The sequence below is a fragment of the Luteibacter sp. NPDC104163 genome (assembly GCF_055584245.1).
The window spans coordinates 14704-33495 of record NZ_JBVJMK010000005.1; the positions used below are offsets into that span (position 1 = coordinate 14704).

Annotated in this window: 18 protein-coding genes; 12 read left to right on the top strand and 6 right to left on the bottom strand. The window is 66.5% G+C overall.

Annotation, left to right across the window (positions count from 1 at the left end; genetic code table 11):
- Nucleotides 1-127 precede the first annotated feature (127 nt).
- From ACZ6YI_RS07975 to ACZ6YI_RS08010, 8 genes are all read left to right on the top strand, one after another.
- Nucleotides 128-616, top strand: a complete 489-nt coding sequence (locus ACZ6YI_RS07975; RefSeq protein WP_465778151.1) for a DUF302 domain-containing protein — start codon at nucleotides 128-130, stop codon at nucleotides 614-616.
- 256 nt (nucleotides 617-872) lie between these two features.
- A complete protein-coding gene (paoA, locus tag ACZ6YI_RS07980) occupies nucleotides 873-1514 on the top strand; it encodes an aldehyde dehydrogenase iron-sulfur subunit PaoA (protein WP_465778152.1) in 642 nt (213 codons plus the stop codon).
- Nucleotides 1511-2461, top strand: a complete 951-nt coding sequence (locus ACZ6YI_RS07985; protein WP_465778153.1) for an FAD binding domain-containing protein — start codon at nucleotides 1511-1513, stop codon at nucleotides 2459-2461. The genes paoA and ACZ6YI_RS07985 overlap by 4 nt, the downstream gene beginning before the upstream one ends.
- 2 nt (nucleotides 2462-2463) lie before the next feature.
- Nucleotides 2464-4659, top strand: coding sequence for an aldehyde oxidoreductase molybdenum-binding subunit PaoC (paoC, locus tag ACZ6YI_RS07990; RefSeq protein WP_465778154.1), 2196 nt, complete (start codon nucleotides 2464-2466; stop codon nucleotides 4657-4659).
- Nucleotides 4656-5678, top strand: a complete 1023-nt coding sequence (locus ACZ6YI_RS07995) for an XdhC family protein (RefSeq protein ID WP_465778155.1) — start codon at nucleotides 4656-4658, stop codon at nucleotides 5676-5678. Before paoC ends, ACZ6YI_RS07995 begins: the two co-directional genes overlap by 4 nt.
- Before the next feature lie 107 nt (nucleotides 5679-5785).
- Nucleotides 5786-6685, top strand: a complete 900-nt coding sequence (locus ACZ6YI_RS08000) for an alpha/beta hydrolase family protein (RefSeq protein WP_465778156.1) — start codon at nucleotides 5786-5788, stop codon at nucleotides 6683-6685.
- A 152-nt stretch (nucleotides 6686-6837) separates the two neighbouring features.
- Complete coding sequence (locus ACZ6YI_RS08005) at nucleotides 6838-8166, top strand: ABC transporter permease (protein ID WP_465778157.1); 1329 nt, start codon at nucleotides 6838-6840, stop codon at nucleotides 8164-8166.
- Nucleotides 8167-8197: 31 nt separating this feature from the next.
- Complete coding sequence (locus ACZ6YI_RS08010; RefSeq protein ID WP_465778158.1) at nucleotides 8198-9427, top strand: ABC transporter permease; 1230 nt, start codon at nucleotides 8198-8200, stop codon at nucleotides 9425-9427.
- Here ACZ6YI_RS08010 and ACZ6YI_RS08015 read toward each other — a convergent pair whose 3' ends face one another.
- From ACZ6YI_RS08015 to ACZ6YI_RS08025, 3 genes are all read right to left on the bottom strand, one after another.
- A complete protein-coding gene (locus tag ACZ6YI_RS08015) occupies nucleotides 9428-10315 on the bottom strand; it encodes a DMT family transporter (protein ID WP_465778159.1) in 888 nt (295 codons plus the stop codon).
- A 96-nt stretch (nucleotides 10316-10411) separates the two neighbouring features.
- Nucleotides 10412-11398: a VOC family protein gene (locus tag ACZ6YI_RS08020; protein ID WP_465778160.1), complete on the bottom strand. Its 987-nt coding sequence runs from the start codon at nucleotides 11396-11398 to the stop codon at nucleotides 10412-10414.
- A gap of 107 nt (nucleotides 11399-11505) precedes the next feature.
- Complete coding sequence (locus tag ACZ6YI_RS08025) at nucleotides 11506-12459, bottom strand: GlxA family transcriptional regulator (protein ID WP_465778161.1); 954 nt, start codon at nucleotides 12457-12459, stop codon at nucleotides 11506-11508.
- 150 nt (nucleotides 12460-12609) lie between these two features.
- Here ACZ6YI_RS08025 and ACZ6YI_RS08030 point away from each other — a divergent pair, with 150 nt between their 5' ends.
- Complete coding sequence (locus tag ACZ6YI_RS08030) at nucleotides 12610-12963, top strand: DUF4242 domain-containing protein (protein ID WP_440326758.1); 354 nt, start codon at nucleotides 12610-12612, stop codon at nucleotides 12961-12963.
- 88 nt (nucleotides 12964-13051) lie between these two features.
- Nucleotides 13052-15640 (top strand): ATP-binding protein, encoded by a 2589-nt coding sequence (locus tag ACZ6YI_RS08035; protein WP_465778162.1) that lies wholly within the window; start codon nucleotides 13052-13054, stop codon nucleotides 15638-15640.
- Between the two features lie 65 nt (nucleotides 15641-15705).
- Here ACZ6YI_RS08035 and ACZ6YI_RS08040 read toward each other — a convergent pair whose 3' ends face one another.
- Both ACZ6YI_RS08040 and ACZ6YI_RS08045 read right to left on the bottom strand, forming a co-directional pair.
- A complete protein-coding gene (locus tag ACZ6YI_RS08040) occupies nucleotides 15706-16086 on the bottom strand; it encodes a tautomerase family protein (RefSeq protein WP_465778163.1) in 381 nt (126 codons plus the stop codon).
- 20 nt (nucleotides 16087-16106) lie between these two features.
- Nucleotides 16107-16664, bottom strand: a complete 558-nt coding sequence (locus tag ACZ6YI_RS08045) for a DUF4865 family protein (RefSeq protein WP_465778335.1) — start codon at nucleotides 16662-16664, stop codon at nucleotides 16107-16109.
- A 123-nt stretch (nucleotides 16665-16787) separates the two neighbouring features.
- On the opposite strand from ACZ6YI_RS08045, the gene ACZ6YI_RS08050 reads away from it, so the two are divergent.
- Both ACZ6YI_RS08050 and ACZ6YI_RS08055 read left to right on the top strand, forming a co-directional pair.
- Nucleotides 16788-17711 (top strand): LysR substrate-binding domain-containing protein, encoded by a 924-nt coding sequence (locus tag ACZ6YI_RS08050; RefSeq protein ID WP_465778164.1) that lies wholly within the window; start codon nucleotides 16788-16790, stop codon nucleotides 17709-17711.
- Nucleotides 17712-17723: 12 nt separating this feature from the next.
- A complete protein-coding gene (locus tag ACZ6YI_RS08055; RefSeq protein ID WP_465778165.1) occupies nucleotides 17724-18242 on the top strand; it encodes a GNAT family N-acetyltransferase in 519 nt (172 codons plus the stop codon).
- A 23-nt stretch (nucleotides 18243-18265) separates the two neighbouring features.
- On the opposite strand, the gene ACZ6YI_RS08060 is transcribed toward ACZ6YI_RS08055, so the two are convergent.
- Nucleotides 18266-18661 (bottom strand): nuclear transport factor 2 family protein, encoded by a 396-nt coding sequence (locus ACZ6YI_RS08060; RefSeq protein ID WP_465778166.1) that lies wholly within the window; start codon nucleotides 18659-18661, stop codon nucleotides 18266-18268.
- Nucleotides 18662-18792 lie beyond the last annotated feature (131 nt).

The window sequence follows — 18792 nt, forward strand, 5'->3', positions numbered from 1 at the left end:
TGACCGCTTCCGGCGTGGTGTCCGGCAATACTACCGGGTAAAAATCCATGGGCGCCATCGTGGGCGCCATCTGCCCACCGATGTTAGGGTGGGCCAGTCCATATGGAAGGGGTGCCGGAACGTGTCCATGCGTACGCCTGCATTTGTACTGCTGATGCTTCTTTCCACCCCGGTCCTTGCCCAGGCGCCGGGCTCCCCATCAACCGGTCACCGTACCGAGGCCACGTCCATGATCGTCAGCCAGAGCCTTACCGATGTTGCGACGACGGTTGCCCGCGTACGGGCGACGCTCGAGAAACTGAAGGTGCCGGTGTTCGCCACCTTCGACCATGCGGCGAATGCGAAGGAAGCCGGTTTGGAACTGCGGCCGACGACCGTGCTCGTCTTCGGGAACCCTGCGGTCGGCACGCACCTGATGCAGGACCAGCAGGCGATCGCGCTCGACCTGCCGCTGCGCCTGGCGGTCTGGGAGGATGCGCAGGGACATACCCAGGTGGGCTATCACGATGTTCGGCGAATGGCGGACGAATATCATGTGACCGACCACGAAACGGTCGACAAGCTCACCGGCTTCATGGCGAATCTGGTCAAAAACGCCACGGCTGGTACGAATTGATCAGAGCCGGGGCGTTGCCTTGCGTTGGTAAGTGCACTGCATAACGCCCATCGCGCGCAAGCGCGCTCCCACGGGGCTTCGTCGGCCTTGTGGGAGCGCGCTTGCGCGCGATGGACTCAACCGCCGCCGAACGCCCACGATTCATGAAACGCCCCAACTGTAACGTTCGGGTTTCCATGACAATCCGCCGACACCGTAGCCGTTACTCTCTCAAGGCGTGCGATACCCACACACCCGCCGGCATGAGGGCAGCGCCTTGGTTACGACCCACGATCTGAACGTCTCCCGCCGCGGCTTCCTGAAGCTCACGGCCGTCTCCGCCACCCTGGTTGCCACGCCGCCGCTGGTCGCAAAGGCCGCCGCACCCGCTGCCGTCAGGCCGCCGGCCATGCAGAAGGTCGCGTTCGAGGTCAACGGCAAGGAGACCAGCCTCACGCTCGACACCCGCACCACCTTGCTCGATGCCTTGCGCGAGCACATGCACCTCACCGGCACGAAGAAGGGCTGCGACCACGGCCAGTGTGGCGCCTGCACGGTCCTGCTCGATGGTAGGCGTATCAACAGCTGCCTCACGCTCGCGGTCATGCACCCCGGGGCGAAGATCACGACGATCGAGGGGCTCGGCACGCCGGACAAGCTGCACCCACTACAGGCTGCCTTCGTCAAACACGATGGTTACCAGTGCGGCTACTGCACGCCGGGCCAGATCTGCAGCGCGGTGGGCGCGCTCGACGAAATCAAGCGGGATATCCCCAGCCACGTAACGGCCGATATCACCCGCAAGGCCAGCTTCAGCGCGCCCGAACTGCGCGAGCGGATGAGTGGGAACATCTGTCGTTGCGGTGCCTACTCGAACATCGTCGAGGCGGTCAGCGAGTACGCGGGGGCCAAGGCATGAAGCCCTTCACCTATGAGCGTGCGACGTCACCCGCCCAGGCTGCAGCGGCTGCGGCGCGCGAACCGAAGACAAAATTCATTGCCGGTGGCACGAACCTCCTCGACCTGATGAAGATCGAAGTGGAGGCACCCGACCACCTGGTGGATATCAATGGCCTGGGGCTCGATAGCATCGAAGCCACCGCGGACGGTGGCCTTCGCATCGGGGCGCTGGTGCGGAACACCGATCTGGCCGCTGACAGCCGCGTGCGCCGTGACTATGGCTTGCTCACGCGTGCCCTGGTTGCGGGAGCGTCCGGCCAGCTGCGCAACAAGGCGACGACAGCTGGCAATCTCCTGCAGCGGACCCGTTGCCCGTATTTCTACGACACGCACCAAGCCTGCAACAAACGCCTCCCGGGCAGCGGCTGCGCAGCCGTCGGCGGATTCAGTCGTTCGCATGCCATCGTTGGCGTCAGCAACGCGTGCATCGCCGTGCACCCGAGCGACATGGCGGTCGCGATGCGCGCCCTCGATGCCACCGTTGAAACGGTGCAGCCCGATGGAAAGACCCGCCGCATCGCGCTGGCCGAGTTCTACAAACTCCCCGGCGCCACGCCGCACATCGAGAACGTGCTTGCGCCGGCGGAACTCATCACCGCGGTGACCTTGCCGAGGCCCGTCGGTGGCACGCACATCTACCATAAGGTGCGCGACCGGGCGTCCTACGCATTCGCACTGGTCTCCGTCGCCGCGATCATCCAGCCCGATGGTTCGGGCAGGGTAGCGCTGGGCGGCGTCGCGCCGATGCCCTGGCGGACCGAAGCGGCCGATGCGCGCATGGGTGATGGCGCGAAGGCCGTGACCTCGGTGCTGCTCGCCCAGGCGAAGACCACCCCGCAAAATGCCATGAAGGTACCGCTGGTCGAGCGCACGCTCGCGGCGGTCCTGGCGGAAGCGAGGAGCTGACCATGAAGTTCGACACCCCCGCCACCGTCAACCCCATCGACCGCCTCAAGGTCGTCGGCAAGCCCCAGGATCGCATCGACGGCCCGCTCAAGACCACCGGCACCGCCCGCTACGCCTATGAGCAGCACGAGGCCGCCCCCGCCCATGCCTACGGCTACATCGTGCCCGCCACGATCGGCAAGGGCCGCGTCCTGTCGATCGATACCGCACGCGCGAAGGCCTCGCCAGGCGTGCTCGCTATCGTTACCGCGAAGGAGGCGGGCAAGCTCCAGAAGGGCAAGTACAACACGGCGAACCTGCTCGGCGGCCCCGATGTGCAGCATTACCACCAGGCGCTCGCCGTCGTGGTCGCGGAGACCTTCGAACAGGCCCGTTCCGCCGCTGCGCTCGTTCGCGTGGATTACGCTCGCGGGCCCGGCATGTTCGACCTGGCTGCGGCGAAGGCCAGCGCGGTGAAACCCGCCGACGGCGACCCCGACACGGCCGTGGGCGACTTCGCGGGCGCCTATGCGGCGGCTGCGGTGAAGCTCGATGCTACGTACACGACGCCCGACCAGTCGCACGCCATGATGGAGCCGCATGCGTCGATCGCCGCGTGGAACGGTGACAAGCTGACGGTCTGGACCGCGAACCAGATGATCAACTGGAGCAAGAACGATCTCGCGACGACGCTCGGCCTGCCGCCGGACAACGTGCGGTTGATATCGCCTTATATCGGCGGCGGCTTCGGTGGCAAGCTCTTCGTTCGCTCCGACGCCGTCCTCGCCGCGCTGGGTGCGAAGGCCTCGGGCCGGCCGGTCGCCGTCGCGCTGCCACGCCCCGTGATGTTCAACAACACGACGCACCGCCCGGCGACGATCCAGCGCATCCGCATTGGCGCGACGCCCGAGGGCAAGATCACCGCCATCGGGCACGAGAGCTGGTCCGGTGACCTTCCCGGCGGCGGCCCCGAGACGGCCGTCAACCAGACGCGCCTGTTGTACGCCGGCCCGAATCGCATGACCGCCATGCGGCTTGCGACGCTTGACCTTCCCGAAGGGAATGCCATGCGCGCGCCAGGCGAAGCGCCCGGCCTGATGGCGCTGGAAATCGCCATGGATGAGCTCGCCGAGAAACTGAAACTCGACCCCGTGGACTTCAGGGTGCTCAACGACACGCAGGTCGACCCGGAGAAGCCCGAGCGGCCGTTCTCACAGCGCAACTTCGTGCAATGCATGCGCGATGGCGCGAAGCGCTTCGGCTGGGAACAGCGCTCCGCAGCGCCGGGCGCACGACGCGATGGCCGGTGGCTGGTGGGAATGGGTGTCGCTTCCGCCTTCCGCAACAACCTGGTGATGAAGTCCGCGGCACGGGTGCGGCTAGGTAAGGACGGCCGCGCGACGGTGGAAACCGACATGACGGATATCGGTACGGGCAGCTATACGATCATCGCGCAGACCGCCGCGGAGATGCTCGGCTTACCGCTCTCGGCGGTGACGGTATCGCTGGGCGACTCCTCGTTCCCCATATCCGCAGGCTCCGGTGGACAATGGGGCGGGAACAGTTCGACCGCGGGCGTGTATGCCGCGTGCGTCAAGCTGCGCGAGGCCATTGCCGGCAAACTCGGGCTCGATCCGGCTGCGGCGGTATTCGAGGAGGGAAGGGTGTCGGCCGGCGGCAAGAGCGTGCCGTTGGCGAAGGCCTCCGCCGATGGGGAACTCATAGGCGAAGACACCATGGAGTACGGCGACCTGGAAAAGAAGTTCCAGCAGTCGACGTTCGGCGCCCATTTCGTCGAGGTGGGCGTGGACTCGGCGACGGGTGAAATCCGGGTGCGGCGCATGCTCGCCGTATGCGCCGCCGGCCGTATCCTCAACCCGAAAGCCGCGCGCAGCCAGGTGATCGGTGCCATGACCATGGGCGTCGGCGCGGCCTTGATGGAGGAGCTGGTGGTCGATAAACGGCTGGGCTTCTTCGTCAACCACGATCTCGCAGGATACGAAGTGCCGGTCCATGCGGACATTCCGCACCAGGAGGTCGTGTTCCTCGACGAGGCCGATCCTGTGTCGTCCCCGCTGAAGGCCAAGGGTGTCGGCGAACTGGGTATCTGCGGCGTGGCCGCCGCCGTCGCCAACGCCGTGTATAACGCCACGGGTGTCCGCGTGCGTGACTACCCGGTCACGCTGGACAAGCTGCTGGATAAGCTCCCGGCCGTATGAAGTCCTATGGCGAATTACGTGAACTGGCAACGGCATGGCGCGCGCTCGGGGATTCCCCCGAAGCGCGTGCCGCGCTGGTAACGATCCTGCGGACCTCAGGCTCTACGTTCCGGCGGGTCGGTGCCGCGATGTTCGTGCGTGACGACGGTAGCGTCATCAACCCGCTCGCAGGCGGCTGCCCGCAGCGCGAGCTGGTCGCGCGTTCGCTGGATGTCATGCGCGAGGACCGCATCGCGTACGTGGCGTACAACGCGGAGCAGGGGCTCGACCTGCTGCTCGAAGCGGGCTGTGGTGGCGAGCTGGAAGTCGCGATCGAACCGTTGCGACACGGGGTGCCGGGATTTCTCCGCCAGCTGGACGCGATGCTCGCCTCAAGCCGGGCCTTCCACATGATCACGCACTTTCCCGGACCGGATGCCCCCGGACACGCGACGCGCTCGCTGGCCCTTGCTGACGTCGCGGACGCGCCCGTCGCCCGGGACGGCGCTACGAGCGCGGAGACGGCGGGCGGCATCCGCCTCGTCGAAACGTTCGACGCCCCGGTGTCGCTGGTCGTCGCGGGCGCCTCCCACGAAGCGCTTGAGTTGGTCAGCGCGGCCGCGCATCTCGGCTGGCGTGGCGTACTCGTCGACACCTCCGCGGAGCGCCTGGCGGCGATGCCTGTCGCCGCGGCTGGCTGGGAGACCATCGCCGTGCCGCCGGATCGACTGACCGCCGTCGTGCGCATGCACGCGTCCACCGCCGTGGTCAGCATGACCCACAACCTGGAACAGGACGTTGCCTACCTCCGCGCCGGGCTCGCGTGCGGCGCGTTCTACCTCGGCGCCCTGGGTTCACAGCAACGCGCCCGCACAATCGCAAGGGCCATCGCGTCCGAGGCGCTCCGCGTACCGGCCGGCCTGGATATCGGCTCGAACACCAGCCGCGAAATCGCGCTATCCATCGTCGCCGAAATCATGGCCGCCCGGCATGCACGCGATGGCCGCGCGCTAAGCCGCAGCGGCGGCCCCATCCACTAACCCCTGGAATCTGTGGGAGCGCGCTTGCGCGCGATCAAGGCCGCCGACCGCCGCCAACCCGTTAGACTGGCCCGGAACGATCGCCACTCCATGGCCGGGGGAAATGCATGAAGACTTCTGGAACTACCGCGTTGCTCCTGGCCGGGTGCCTCGCGGCGCTGAGCCTTCTCGCTACACCGGCCTTGGCCGGAGACGCACCGGCGCAGGGCACGGCTGACCGCGCGTCCATGCAAACCATGCAGATCCCCAGCCACGGCGACCTGCTCAACGCGCTGGTCTATGTCGCGGAAGGTCCGGGGCCGCACCCCGTGGTCATCCTGCTCCACGGCTTCCCGGGCAACGAGCGGAACCTCGACCTAGCCCAGGACATGCGCCGGGCAGGGTGGGATGTCCTTTACTTCAACTACCGCGGATCATGGGGCACACCGGGCGACTTCTCGTTCGCGCACTGCATCGAGGACGTGGCATCCGCGCTCGCCTACCTGCGCAAGCCGGAGAACGCCGCGAAGCTGCGCCTGGATCCGGCGAAGATGGTCCTCGTCGGTCACAGCATGGGCGGCTTCATGGCCACCCAGGGCGCCGCGGCAGATCCGGCCATCAAGGGCATCGCCCTGATCTCCGGCGCCGACATGGCCGGCATGTTCCAGCAGGTGCGTGCGAAAGAGCCCACGGCCGCCAGCGCGGTGAAGAAGGTGGGCGCATCGCTGGCCGAAGAAGGCCTCGCGCCGCTGCACGGCGTTACACCGAATGGCCTCGCGCAAGAACTGTCGGATCATGCTTCGGGTTGGATCTTTCCCTCGACAGCAAAGGCTCTGGGGAACCGACCGGTCTTCGTCATCACGTCGGATGATGGTCTCGCACCGCTCGCGGACGCTTACATCGAGGCGCTAAAGAAAGCCGGTGACAGCCAGGTCACGACTTTGCATCTTCCGACCGATCACTCCTATTCCGACCAGCGCACCGAGCTATCACAGGCGTTGCTGAAGTGGCTGGCGACGCTGAAGTAGTGTCCGCCGCTGTCCGCGCCCATGTGTCCGCGGACAGCGACACCTTGTAGGAGCGCGCTTGCGCGCGATCGCGCGCAAGCGCGCTCCTACAGGGGAATGGAGTGGCACGAAACTTGATTGCCATGGTGCGGGAACGGGGGAAAAGGGACGGTATGTGGGGACACTATGTGGCACTGGCCTTGCGCAGCACGAAGCGCAGCAAGGCCCTGACGGCGCTCGTCGTCATCCTTCTGGCGTTCGGAGTCGCGGCCTGCATGGTCTCGTACGCGGTCCTGCGCGCAACCAACAGCGATCCCATTCCCACCCGCTCGTCGATGCTTTACGTGCCGCAGATCGACAATGCGGGTCCCGGGCATGCAGAGCCCGGGCGACTCCCGGACATGCTGAGTTACCCCGACGCGATGGCCCTATGGGGTGAGGGAAAGGCGAAGCGACAGACGCTGGTGCTTCCTACGAAGTGGGCCGTCGAATCGGATGACAGGACGAAGCCCGGCTGGTCGATGACCGGCGACGCGGTCACCGCGGACTTCTTTCCGATGTTCGACATCCCGTTCCTGTTCGGCGGCGCGTGGTCCGCCGACGACGATCACCGCCATGCCTCACTCGTCGTGATCAGCCGCGCGCTGAATGACCAGCTGTTCGGCGGTCGCAACAGCGTGGGGCATGCGATTCGCCTCGACGGGCAGGCGTTCCAGGTCGCCGGTGTCCTGAATGACTGGAGTCCGAAACCGCGCTTTTTCGACGTGGCGGCCCGCTCGACCCACGATGCCTACGACGACGTCGGCGACGTCTATATCCCGTTCACGCGCGCCACCGACATGAAGAAGGACATTCGCTTCCCGAACTGTCCGACGGATAGCTCGCCCGATCCCGCGACCGCCTGGGATGCGTACCTGCACAGCGAATGCCAGCGCATTGCCGCGTGGGTCGAACTCCCGACCGCCGCGGATGTAGCGAGCTACCGCGACTTTCTCCACGGTTATGCGCGCGAGCAGCAGCAGCTTGGACGGTTCGCCTGGTCCCCGGAGGTCGACCTTCACGACCTGATGGGCTGGATGGACTACCAGCGCGTGACCCCGCCGGCGGCCTCGTTGTCGATCCTGGTCTCCGTGAGCTTCCTGCTCATCGTGCTGGTCAATGTCGTGGGTCTCATGCTGGCTCGGTTCATGCGCCGGGCACCGGAGATCGGCATTCGCCGTGCGCTGGGTGCGTCGCGCGCATCGGTCTATCGCCAGTTCCTGATCGAGGGCGCGAGCATCGGCCTCGCCGGTGGCGTGCTTGGCGTGACCCTGACGCTGCTGGGCTTGTGGGGCATCGGCGGCCTGTTCGAACCAAGGATTGCCCGCCTGGTCCATGCCGATGCATCGCTGGTGGGGCTCACCCTGCTGCTTTCGGTCGCGGCCACTGTCGTGGCCGCCCTCTATCCCACCTGGCGTGCCGCGCAGACCGAGCCTGCATGGCAGATCAAAGTCAATCCGTGAGGTCGGCGCCATGGCACTAGGAAGGGCACTCATGCAGATGCGGCCGATTATCGCGGCGCTAGGCCGGCACAAGGTGGCGACCTGGCTCATCATCCTGCAGGTGGCCTTGACGCTGGCGGTCACGACGAACGCGTTGTACATCGTCGCGACACGCGTCGTGCATTTCTCACGCGTGACCGGCACCGATGAGACGCACATCTTCACGATCCGCAACGGCTGGAAAAGTGGGTTGGCTGCGACCGATGTCGAAGCGCATGTCCGGGCCGACCTGCAGACGTTGCGTAACGTCACGGGCGTGAGGGACGTGTTCGCCAGCCAGACGTACCCGTTGGCCGGCGCGAACGGGATCATCCTGGCTGGGTTGAAGCTGGAGCGCGACCAGACCGCACAGCCACCGCGTGGGGTCGTTTACCTCGCGGATGATCATGCCATCGATACCCTGGGCGTGACGCTGGAGGAAGGGCGGAACTTCCACCGCGAGGAGATCGGCAGCCTCGGCCCGGACGACAAGCCAGCGGCGGCCGGCATCATCATCACTCGCTTCCTTGCCGACAAGCTGTTCCCTGCGGGTGGCGCGCTCGGCAAGACGGTGTATTTGCCGGGTGGGCCGTCGGTCATCATCGGTATCGTCAAGCAGCTGCAGTCACCGCTACGGGCCTCCGCCACGCTTGATCAGGCGAGCATCCTGCTGCCAGCGCTTCCACGTGATCCCGAGGGCCTGGTGTATCTGGTACGAGCCGCAACGCCTGAGTTGGCACCCGTGATGGATGCCACATTGAAATCGCTGGAAGGGCATGGCGGCGATCGCATCATCGACGCGCAGCATGGCATCGTCAGCATGCCGCAGGCTCGCGAAGACGCTTACGACTCGGATCGCAGCGTGGCGATGTTGTTGAGCGCGGTATGTGGCCTGCTGCTGCTTGCTACGGCCGGTGGCATCGTGGGGCTAAGCAGCTTCTGGGTCAGCCAGCGGCGCACCCAGGTCGGCATTCGCCGCTCGCTCGGCGCCACTCGCGGCGACATCCTGCGTTACTTCCACGCTGAGAATTTCCTGATCGTGGGCGGCGGGGTCGGCCTCGGCCTTGTCCTGGCGGTGCTTGGCAACATCGGGCTGATGAAGGTCTATCCGCTGCAGTTAATGCCGCTGTACGTGCCTGTGCTTGGCGCCGTGGGGCTGTGGGTCCTTGGTCAGCTTGCGGTATGGGGGCCAGCCGTCCACGCGGCGAAGGTACCCCCGGTCGAGGCCATTCGCAGCAGCTGATCAGTGCGACGGCGTACGTGCCTTCACGCCGCTCACCGCTACGAGCCCCGCCACGATGAACGCCATGCCCAGCCACTCGTTGGCTTTCGGCGCCTCATGCAGCACGGCCCACGCCATCAGCACGCTCAGGACGGGAACCGCGAGCGACGATACGGAGGCCACCGCGGTCGGCAGCTTGCGTACGACCAGCAGCCACAGGGTCCATGCGAGGCTCGTCGCCAGCACCACGGAATAGGCGAGGCCGGCGATGAACTCCGCGCTCCACTCGATCGGGCGCTGCGGCACGAGGAAGGCGACGATACCGAGGCCCGCGGCACCGAACGCCATCTGCCATGCGGTGAAGGTCAGCGGATCGGGCGCGTGGCGCAGGAACATCTGCTTGCTGGTCACGGTGCCCAATGCCCAGCACATCCCGCCCACCAGCGCGAACAGCGTGCTTACCGGATTACCGAGCCCGTGCCACGGGGCGATGACGCAGGTGAGGCCGACGGCAGCCAGCGCGAGACCGATCCAGTGTCGTGCGACGGGACGCTCGCCCAGGATCGCCCACGCGAGCAGCACGGCCCAGAACGGCATGGCATAGGCGAGCAGTACGACGCGGCCGGTGCCGCCCGCGGTCAGCGCGAACTGGCCCAGCCCCTGGAAGGCCGCGGTCTGCGCGAGTCCGGTGACGATCGTGCCCGCCAGCGGCGTCGGCGCGAGCGGGCGCCGCATCACGATGAGCACCACGAACAGCAGCGCGGCGCCCATGGCATAGCGCATCGCGGAGAAGTCGAACGGCCCCGCGTAACGCAGCACCAGCTTCATCACGATCCAGCTGAACGCCCAGATCACGACGGTTGCGCCCAGCGCGGTCATGGCGCCCGCGGACGCCTTGCCTTCGTTCATGCCTGCTGACCCACCGAACCAAACGCACATAGTCGCGCATTACCGGAGGCGAGTGCACGTTCTTGCGGCTCGTAGCGCAGGGCCTGTCCGTCGTGATCAACCCGCCGGGCAGGCCGACCGCTTCGGCTGCATCGCATGGAATTCAATCGACAGGCCGAGATCGTCGGTGGTCGGGGCCAGCACCGATTCCCCGCCAGGCCCTTGGTAGGTGTCGAGCTTCCGCTCGTACCCACGTTCCACCCACCGCTGTGCGCGCCCGAGATCGCTGACCCCGAGGCTCACGCCCAGGACGCGCGGGCCACCATGGGTCATGGCATCCGACGCGAGGCCGGCACCGTCAGGCTGTAGTGCGTAAAGCGCCGTCGGCCCCACCGGCACGCAGAAGCCCTTCGCGCCCACGGCGGGCAGTTTCACCGGCACGGCGTGGCCGAAGCCCATCGTTTCCAGCTGCTTGCGATCCGCATCCGCATCGCCCGATACGAGCCAGATGGACGAGAGTTCTCGTGCGCCATTGGGGTGCTCGCGCGTCACGCGGTAGTCCTCCTTGTTCGCCGGATCGAACTGGTCGGGTGCGTAGTCGGCGGCATAGTCGATGAAGAAGGTATTGCTCGAGAGCGGCGGCTTGTCGAGATCGAAGGCGAACAGGTGCCAGCCGGGCCGCGCGCTATCGGGGCCGGAAAAAACCTGGGTGACGGGGTAATGCAGTGCCTGCAACGCGCCGCGCAGCGTATCCAGCGATGAGGTGCGGAAGCCAAACGTACGCGAACCGGGCCCACCTTTAAGGGCCTGCTGGTCTTCCTTCATGCCGGGATCGAACGTGGGATCCGGCTTCGTGATGCCGAGCAACTCGATGAAGCTCGTATCGGCGAAGCGGATGTAGCGATTCGCGACGCCGCCGGGATCGCGCCCCGGACGCACCTGGAAACCGAGTTTCACCGCCATCACCGAGGTGGCCTGGTCGATACCCTTGCCCCACAGCAGGACGTGGTCCAGCCGCGTGGTGGGTGCGACAGGCGCGGCGGCGTGTGCGTCGGCCGCGGCCAGGCACAGCAGGCTTGCCGAAATAAGCGAGATAAGGCGCATTCGAATCCTCAGGCCAGTGGTGTTCGGGTGCGCTCATTTACCGGCGCCGGGGCTACCACCCGCAAGGACAATTTCCGGGCGAAAACAGCCAGCGGCGCACCGGTTGATCAGGCGCCCGCGCTTCGGCGCAGGTCCTGCGGCGAGGTGCCGAACGCGCGCACGAACGCGCGACGCATCCGGCTCGCATCGCCGAAACCGGTGGAGCTCGCGATGTGCTCCAGGTGCAGGTGGCTGGTTTCCACGGCAATGCGAGCTGCCTCGAGGCGAAGCCCCTCGACCACCTTCGCCGGCGTCGCGCCGATTTCGGCGGCGAACGCACGCGCGAAGTTGCGTGGACTCATCGCCGCGCGCTCGGCCAGCCGCTCGATCGGCATTGGTTCGGCGAGCCGCGCTTGCATCCAGCCGATGAGGTCCCCGAAGCGACCGGTGCGGCCGCCTTGTTCCACCAGCACCGAGTACTGCGACTGGCCGGCATGCCTGCGCTGGTGCACGACGAGCTGTTGCGCGGTACGCCGTGCGATGCCCGGACCCAGGTCGTCCTCGACCAGCGCAAGCGCGAGGTCGATCCCGGCGGAGATGCCCGCCGAGGTCCAGACCTTGCCATCGCGGATGAACATCCGGTCCGCATCGAGCCGTACCTGCGGATACCGCAGGCGGAAACGTTCCGCGGCGGCCCAATGCGTCGTTGCCAGCCGGCCGTCGAGCAATCCGGATTCCGCGAGGAAGAACGCGCCCGAGCAGACACCGGCTGCGCGTCGCCAGCCATCGCCGGCGAGGACGGCGGCGATGCCGGGCTGGCCGGCTTCCACCTGGGCCAGGTTGCCGCCCGCGACGATCACGGTATCGAAGCGTCCGCCGTCCAGCGGCTCCGCAGTGAGGCTCACGCCGGACGAGCTGCGGATCACGCCGCCACCGGGCGCCACCACCCGGATGGCGTAACTCTCCGGGCGGAAACGTTCGGCCATCTCGAACACGGCGATGGGACCCGCTGCGTCCAGCAGCTGGAATCCGGGGAACACGACGATGGCGATATCGCGGCGCATGCGCGGAAGGTGGCGCATGCGGGTCGCGGGCGTCAACCCAACTTAAGGGCCCCAAGTTAGGGGCTGGCCGTGCGCAATCTGGGGGATATCCCCGATGGCCGGAAAGGCCCGTCTACGTAGATTGGACTCGCAGCCCGCCGTTGGGCTGCCCCCCACGGAGAACCTCCCATGCCTCGTTATATCGTTGAACGCGCTTTCCCCGGTGGCCTCGATCTGCCCACCAATGAGACCGGCGACCGGATGTGCCGGAACATCGTCCGCACCAATGCCGAGGAAGGCGTCACCTGGGTGCACTCCTACGTGAGCATGGACCGCACCCGCACGTACTGCCTGTACGACGCCCCGACCCCCGAGGCGATCCGCGAGGTCGCGCGGCGGAACCAGCTGCCGGTCGGCAGCATCACCGAGGTCTCGGTGCTGGACCCGTACTTCTACCTCGGGGTGGGCCACTCGGGGAACGCATCGGCGGCACGCTCGCGGCTGCGTACCCCCTGGCTCCCTTTCAGCTACCTCGCTGCCTGAGGCATGAACGTGCAAAGGCCGCATGCGGCTTCACTTGGCCGGAACCTGCCTGGTGCCAGAATAGGGCAGGTTCCGGGGAGCCTGTACGGTGGAACTCATCGAACGCGATTACGCCCTGCAACGCCTGCACGAAGCGGTCGGGCGCGCAGGGCAGGGGTCGGGACTCACGGTCCTGGTCAGCGGCGAGGCGGGCATCGGCAAGACGGCCCTCGTCCGCAGGCTCGTGCGCGATCGGGCCGTGGATGGTGACCGGGTCCTCTGGGGCAGTTGCGAAGCGCTGTTCTCCCCACGCCCGCTGGGCCCGATCTATGACATGGCCAGCGCCTTCGACGCGGATGTGCACGACATGCTGGGCGTCGATGGCCATCGCGCACGGCTGTTCAGCGCCGTCCTGGGCGACCTGCAGCAATCAGCACGCACGACCCTGCTGGTCCTGGAAGACCTGCATTGGGCCGATACCGCGACGCTCGATCTCGTCAAATACCTCGCGCGGCGGATCCACCCGTTGCGCGCCATGCTCCTGCTTACCTATCGCGACGATGAAGTCGGTGACAAGCATCCGCTGAAGCTCGTCCTCGGCGACCTGCCTGCGGATGCGGTGGTGCGGATTCCCCTGTGGCCGCTCTCGGAGGAAGGCGTGGCCAGCATGGCGCGCGAGTCCGGCTGCGTCCCTGACGGCATTTTCGCGACCACCGCGGGCAACCCGTTCTTCGTCACCGAGGTGCTGCGCGCCGATGGCGTGCCGGCGAGCGTGCGCGATGCGGTGCTCGCCCGTGCTGCCAGGCAGACGCCTGCCGTCCGTGCGCTGCTCGACATGGTGGCGATCGTGCCCGCGCGCATCGATGTCGCAACCATCGATGCTGTCCTCGCGCCATTGGCCGAAGACGTCGCGGCGGCGCTCGCGTCGGGCCTGGTTACCGTCAGCGACGGCTGGTACGCGTACCGCCATGAGCTGGCGCGTATCGCAATGGAGGATGCGCTCCCGGCGCCACACGCGACGACCCTGCATGCGTGCATGCTCGCCCACCTCGAGGTGGAAGAAGACGTACCCACGGCGCGGCTGGTCCACCACGCGGCCGGCGCGGGCGATGTCGCGGCCGTCCTGAAATACGCGCCCGTCGCGGCCGCCGAGGCGCTCTCGCACAACTCGCATTGCGAAGCGGCGAAGCTCTACGGCGTCGCGCTGGCCCACGGCGCCTCGCTGTCACCCGCGCTACAGGCGGATCTGCTCGCCCGGCGCTCTTACCAGTGCTATCTCACCGACCAGTCCGAAGAGGCGATGGCCGCCAGCCTGCGCGCGCTCGCGATCTGGCGCGAACTGGGCGACCTCACGCAGGAGGGGCGCACGCTGCGCTGGCTGTCGCGCCTGCACTGGTTCGCCGGTTGCAACCGCGAGGCCGAGGCCCATGCGGACCAGGCCATCGCACTGCTGGAGCCGCTCGCCGAAGACAGCGAGTTCGCCTGGGCGCTGAGTAACCGCTCGCAACTGGACATGCTCGCTGGCCGCACGGGCGAGGCAGTCGCATGGGGAACCAGGGCGATCGAACTGGCGAAGCGCATCGGCGACACCGAAGCGCTCAGCCACGCCATGAACAACGTCGGGACCGCGATGTACGCACGCGGCGACGACGAAGGCCGCACCCTGCTCGAGGAGAGCCTGGCGATCGCACTCGAGCATGGCTACGCCGAGCAGGTCGCCCGGGCCTACGTGAACCTCTGTTCCACCGAAGTCACCGTGCGTGCCTATGACCGCGCGATGCTTACCATCGACGACGCGAATCGATACTTCGCCGATCGGGACCTCGACGCGTGGGCCAATTACACCCTCGCCTGGAAGGCGCGTGTCGACTTCGAGCAGGGCCGTTGGGATGAAGCCGCGCGCCTCTCAAGCCAGTTGATCGTTCGCGATGCGGTCGCGCCGGTCACGCGCATTCCTGCCATGGCCGTGCTCGCACGCATTCGCCAGCGGCGCGGCGACTCGGGTGCCGACGCGCTGCTCGATGAGGCACGTGGCCTTTCAAGCGACACCGGCGAACTGCAGCGCATGGGCCCCGTCGCCACCGCGCGGGCGGAGGCCGCCTGGCTCCGCGGCGAAACGCGGCTGGACGACGCGTGGGTGCGCGAAGTGTGCGAGATGGCCCAGGGCGTGGGCGACCGCCGCGAACTCGCCGAGCTCAGCTTCTGGTGCTGGAAGCTGGGCGAAACACCGGGCCCCCAGCAGGTGGCCGATGACCCCTACGCATTGCAGTGCGCCGGTGACTGGCAGGCCGCGGCCGATGCGTGGGAACGCCTCGGCTGCCCGTACATGCGGGCGATGGCCCTGTGGGATGGCGACGAGGGCGACAAGCTCACCGCGCTGGCGATCTTCGAGGCACTCGGCGCCACAGCCACGATCAAGCTCTGCCGCGAGCGCCTGCGGCAAGCCGGCGTACGCGGCGTCACCCGTGGGCCGAGGGCCGCCACGGTCGCCAACGCCGCCGGCCTCACGACCCGCGAGATGCACGTCATGGGCCTGCTCGCGAAAGGCCTGTCGAACGCCGAGATCGCCCAACACATCGTCCGCTCCGAGAAAACCGTGGAACACCACATCTCCGCGATCCTCCGCAAGCTGGATGTATGTTCCCGCGGCGAAGCCGTAGCCATGGCGAGCCGCCTGGGCCTCCTCACCGACCGCTAACCCCCCACTTGTGGGAGCGCGCTTGCGCGCGATGTCGCCGCGACAACCAACCCCCATCCACCACACTACGCATACTGCGCAACCCCATTCCCAAACGACCAGTTCTCCTTCGCCGTTTCCACCAGGTTGATCAGCACATCCTCCGGCCGCAGCCCGGGGCTGGCCGTCAACTGCTCAACCACTGCCGCGTAAAACGCTTTCTTCTGCGGAATCCCTCGGGTGTTGTTGCAGGTGACCTGGATCATGACCAGGTCATCGGTGCGATGGATGCCCAGGTAATCCGGGTCATAGTCGAACTCCTCGGCATCGTGTTGGTGCACGACGATGAACCGGTCCGCCTCCGGCACCTGGAAGCTCTGGTGCATGGCGGTGTAAATGCCGTCACGAATAGCCTTGATGTGCGCGGCTGGCTTGCCGCGACGAAGATCGATGCGAACGAGTGGCATGTAAGCGTCCTCGGAATGGGTCACATTTGGTTGGGTTGGGAGATGTGGCCGACTGCATAGGCGTCGGCCATCGGAATGCTTCGCGCATCCTGGGGATCGCGCCATAGCGCAAACCGCAACAGCGTCCACTGGCCAGGATCGAATGCCGACACCGCCGCCTCGGCACCTTGGGCAAGCACGTTCTCAATGTACGCCTGCTCGGCGTCGCGGAGCGTCGCCAGATCGGTCCGTGGCGAAATCGTCGTGACGTCCTGAGTGGCGTGAGTGGCGACTGAAAGATCGTGGTTGAACCTGGCCTGCCATACCGACCAGGTCCGCACTGTGGGACGCCCGAACGAAGCCACGACACCAGCGAATCCCGGGCCGCTCAGGAAATCGCTCATGCCTTCCGGCTGCCGCCATATGTAGAACGGTGCGTAGACATTCTGGCTCCCGGGCACCGAGGGATCATGGTTACCGTGCAGGTAGGCCTTGAAGGCAAGGCCACTGAGCTGGTCGGTGAGGTGGCCACGCTCGGCGATGCGACGGCGGATGATCGCCATGTCGTAGTCGGCGGGCAGGGGAATGCGGTACTGCATGGCGATCACGTCGTGAACTCCGGGCGCCGCAGGGCGGCTTGACGGGTACAGCTTAGGCTCGGATGATCGTTCTGAAAATCGGAAAGTTCTGGATTAACGATCCCGAAAATCAGGACTGTAAGCATGAGCCGTCTCACCTTCGATCTCGATGTGATCCGCAGCTTCGTCACGGGCGTCGAACTGGGCAGCTTCGCCAAGGCGGCCGAACGGCTGGGCCGGTCGACCTCCGCGGTAAGCGCCCAGCTGAAGCGCCTGGAAGACCAGATGGACGCGCCACTCCTGAAGAAATCCGGTCGGGGCCTGGCCCTCACTGAATCCGGCGAAATCATGCTGGCGTACGGGCGGCGGCTGCTCGAGCTGAATGACGAAGCGGCCACCGCGATGCAGGGCGCGCACCTCGCCGGGCGCGTACGCCTCGGCCTGCAGGAAGACTTCGGCGAGAGCGTCTTGCCCGAGGTGCTTGGGCTGTTCCGCCGCGCGCATCCGCGTCTCCAGTTCGAGGTGGTCCTGGCCCGCAACACCGCGCTCCTGGATGCGTTGCGAGGCGGCCGTCTCGATATGGCCCTCGCCTGGGAAACGGAAGGGAACCCGATCCGCGGCGAACACATCACCACGTTGCCGATGCGCTGGATCGCTGCGCGAGACGTCCCCTTGCCCAATGCGGGCGAACCGACGCCCCTCGTCGTGCTCGACGCGCCGTGCCTCATGCGCGCGGCGGCGATCGATGCACTCGATTACGCGAACCGCCCGTGGCGCATCGCATTTACCAGCCCAAGCCTCGCGGGCACGTGGGCGGCGGTGAAGGCAGGCTGGGGCCTCAGTGTCCGGACCCCGCTTGGCCTTCCCCCAGGGTTGCAGGCGCTGGATGCAGGCACACATGGCCTTCCGGCACTTCCCACGCTGGGCCTTGCGCTTTATTCCGGAGGGGGCGAGAAAAATCCCGCGGCGGATCGACTGGCGGCGCTCATCAAGGAGAGGTTGGGCGATGTCTTGGGCGCGCTCGGTCTTTCCGGCGCCACGTCGGCGGCCATTACGAACAGTCAGTGAGGTGGACGATTCATGGTTCAAGCGTTTGCAGGCGCCATACCCCGGCTCGAGACCGAACGTCTTCTGCTACGCGAATATCGCGCGGAGGATTTCGACGGGTTCGCGGAACACACCGCTGATGCGGAAAGCATGGTCCATCTGTCGGTGAAGGATCGCCAGACCGCTTGGCGCATCTTTGGATCGCATGCCGGCCTGTGGCTATTGCACGGGGCAGGGTGGTGGGCGGTCGAGTTGCGGGAAACCGGGCAGGTGGTCGGCACCGTGGGCGCATTCTTCCGCGAGCAATCCACGGAGATGGAAATCGGCTGGAATACGTATCGTGAGTTCTGGGGGCGCGGCTTCGCGAGAGAGGCTGCCGCGGCGATGGTCGAGCACGCGTTCAGCGCACGGCAGGAGCCGCATGTGCATGCGCTCATCTCAGCGGGCAATCTCTCGTCGATACGTGTCGCGGAGCGGCTAGGCCTCACGTACCGGGAGGAAACCTCGCTGTACGGGAAGGTGATCGGCAAATACGTGCTTGATCACCGGTGACGCACTGAGTCGAGCCGGCTGCTTCAGCTATCCCGCCCGCTGACCTCAACCCACTGCGCACGCCACGCCGGCGCCTCGAACGGATCCGAGAAGTACTGCGTTTCGTGCGCGACCTTGTCGTCCCTGAACTCCATGATGCTGACGGTGAAGGCGACTTTCCCCTGGTAATGGATCTGGTACTCGGTCACCCAGACCGAGCCGTCGCCCGTGATCGCGCGAATCTGGAAGCCTGAAGGCTTGCCGGGATGATGGCCACGCAGTGCCTGCAAGTTAGCCCGGCCGCGAATCACCTCGCCGGACTGCGGGTACTCGCACACCGCGTCCTCATGGTAGATCGCATGCTCGGCCGCGAGATCGCCCGCGGCTGACGCAGCCCAGTGCTGATCGAGTGCCTGGCGGATGGCCTGCTCATCGCTCATATCAGGAGCATGATTGACTTACTGGCTGTCGTATTGGAGGGAATGGCCCCCTGCCCAAGCAGGCCCGGTACCCCTGCCAGTCCAGGCCTACAACCTAAGCGATAGGCGTTTGGTTCTAGGTAGTTTCAGCC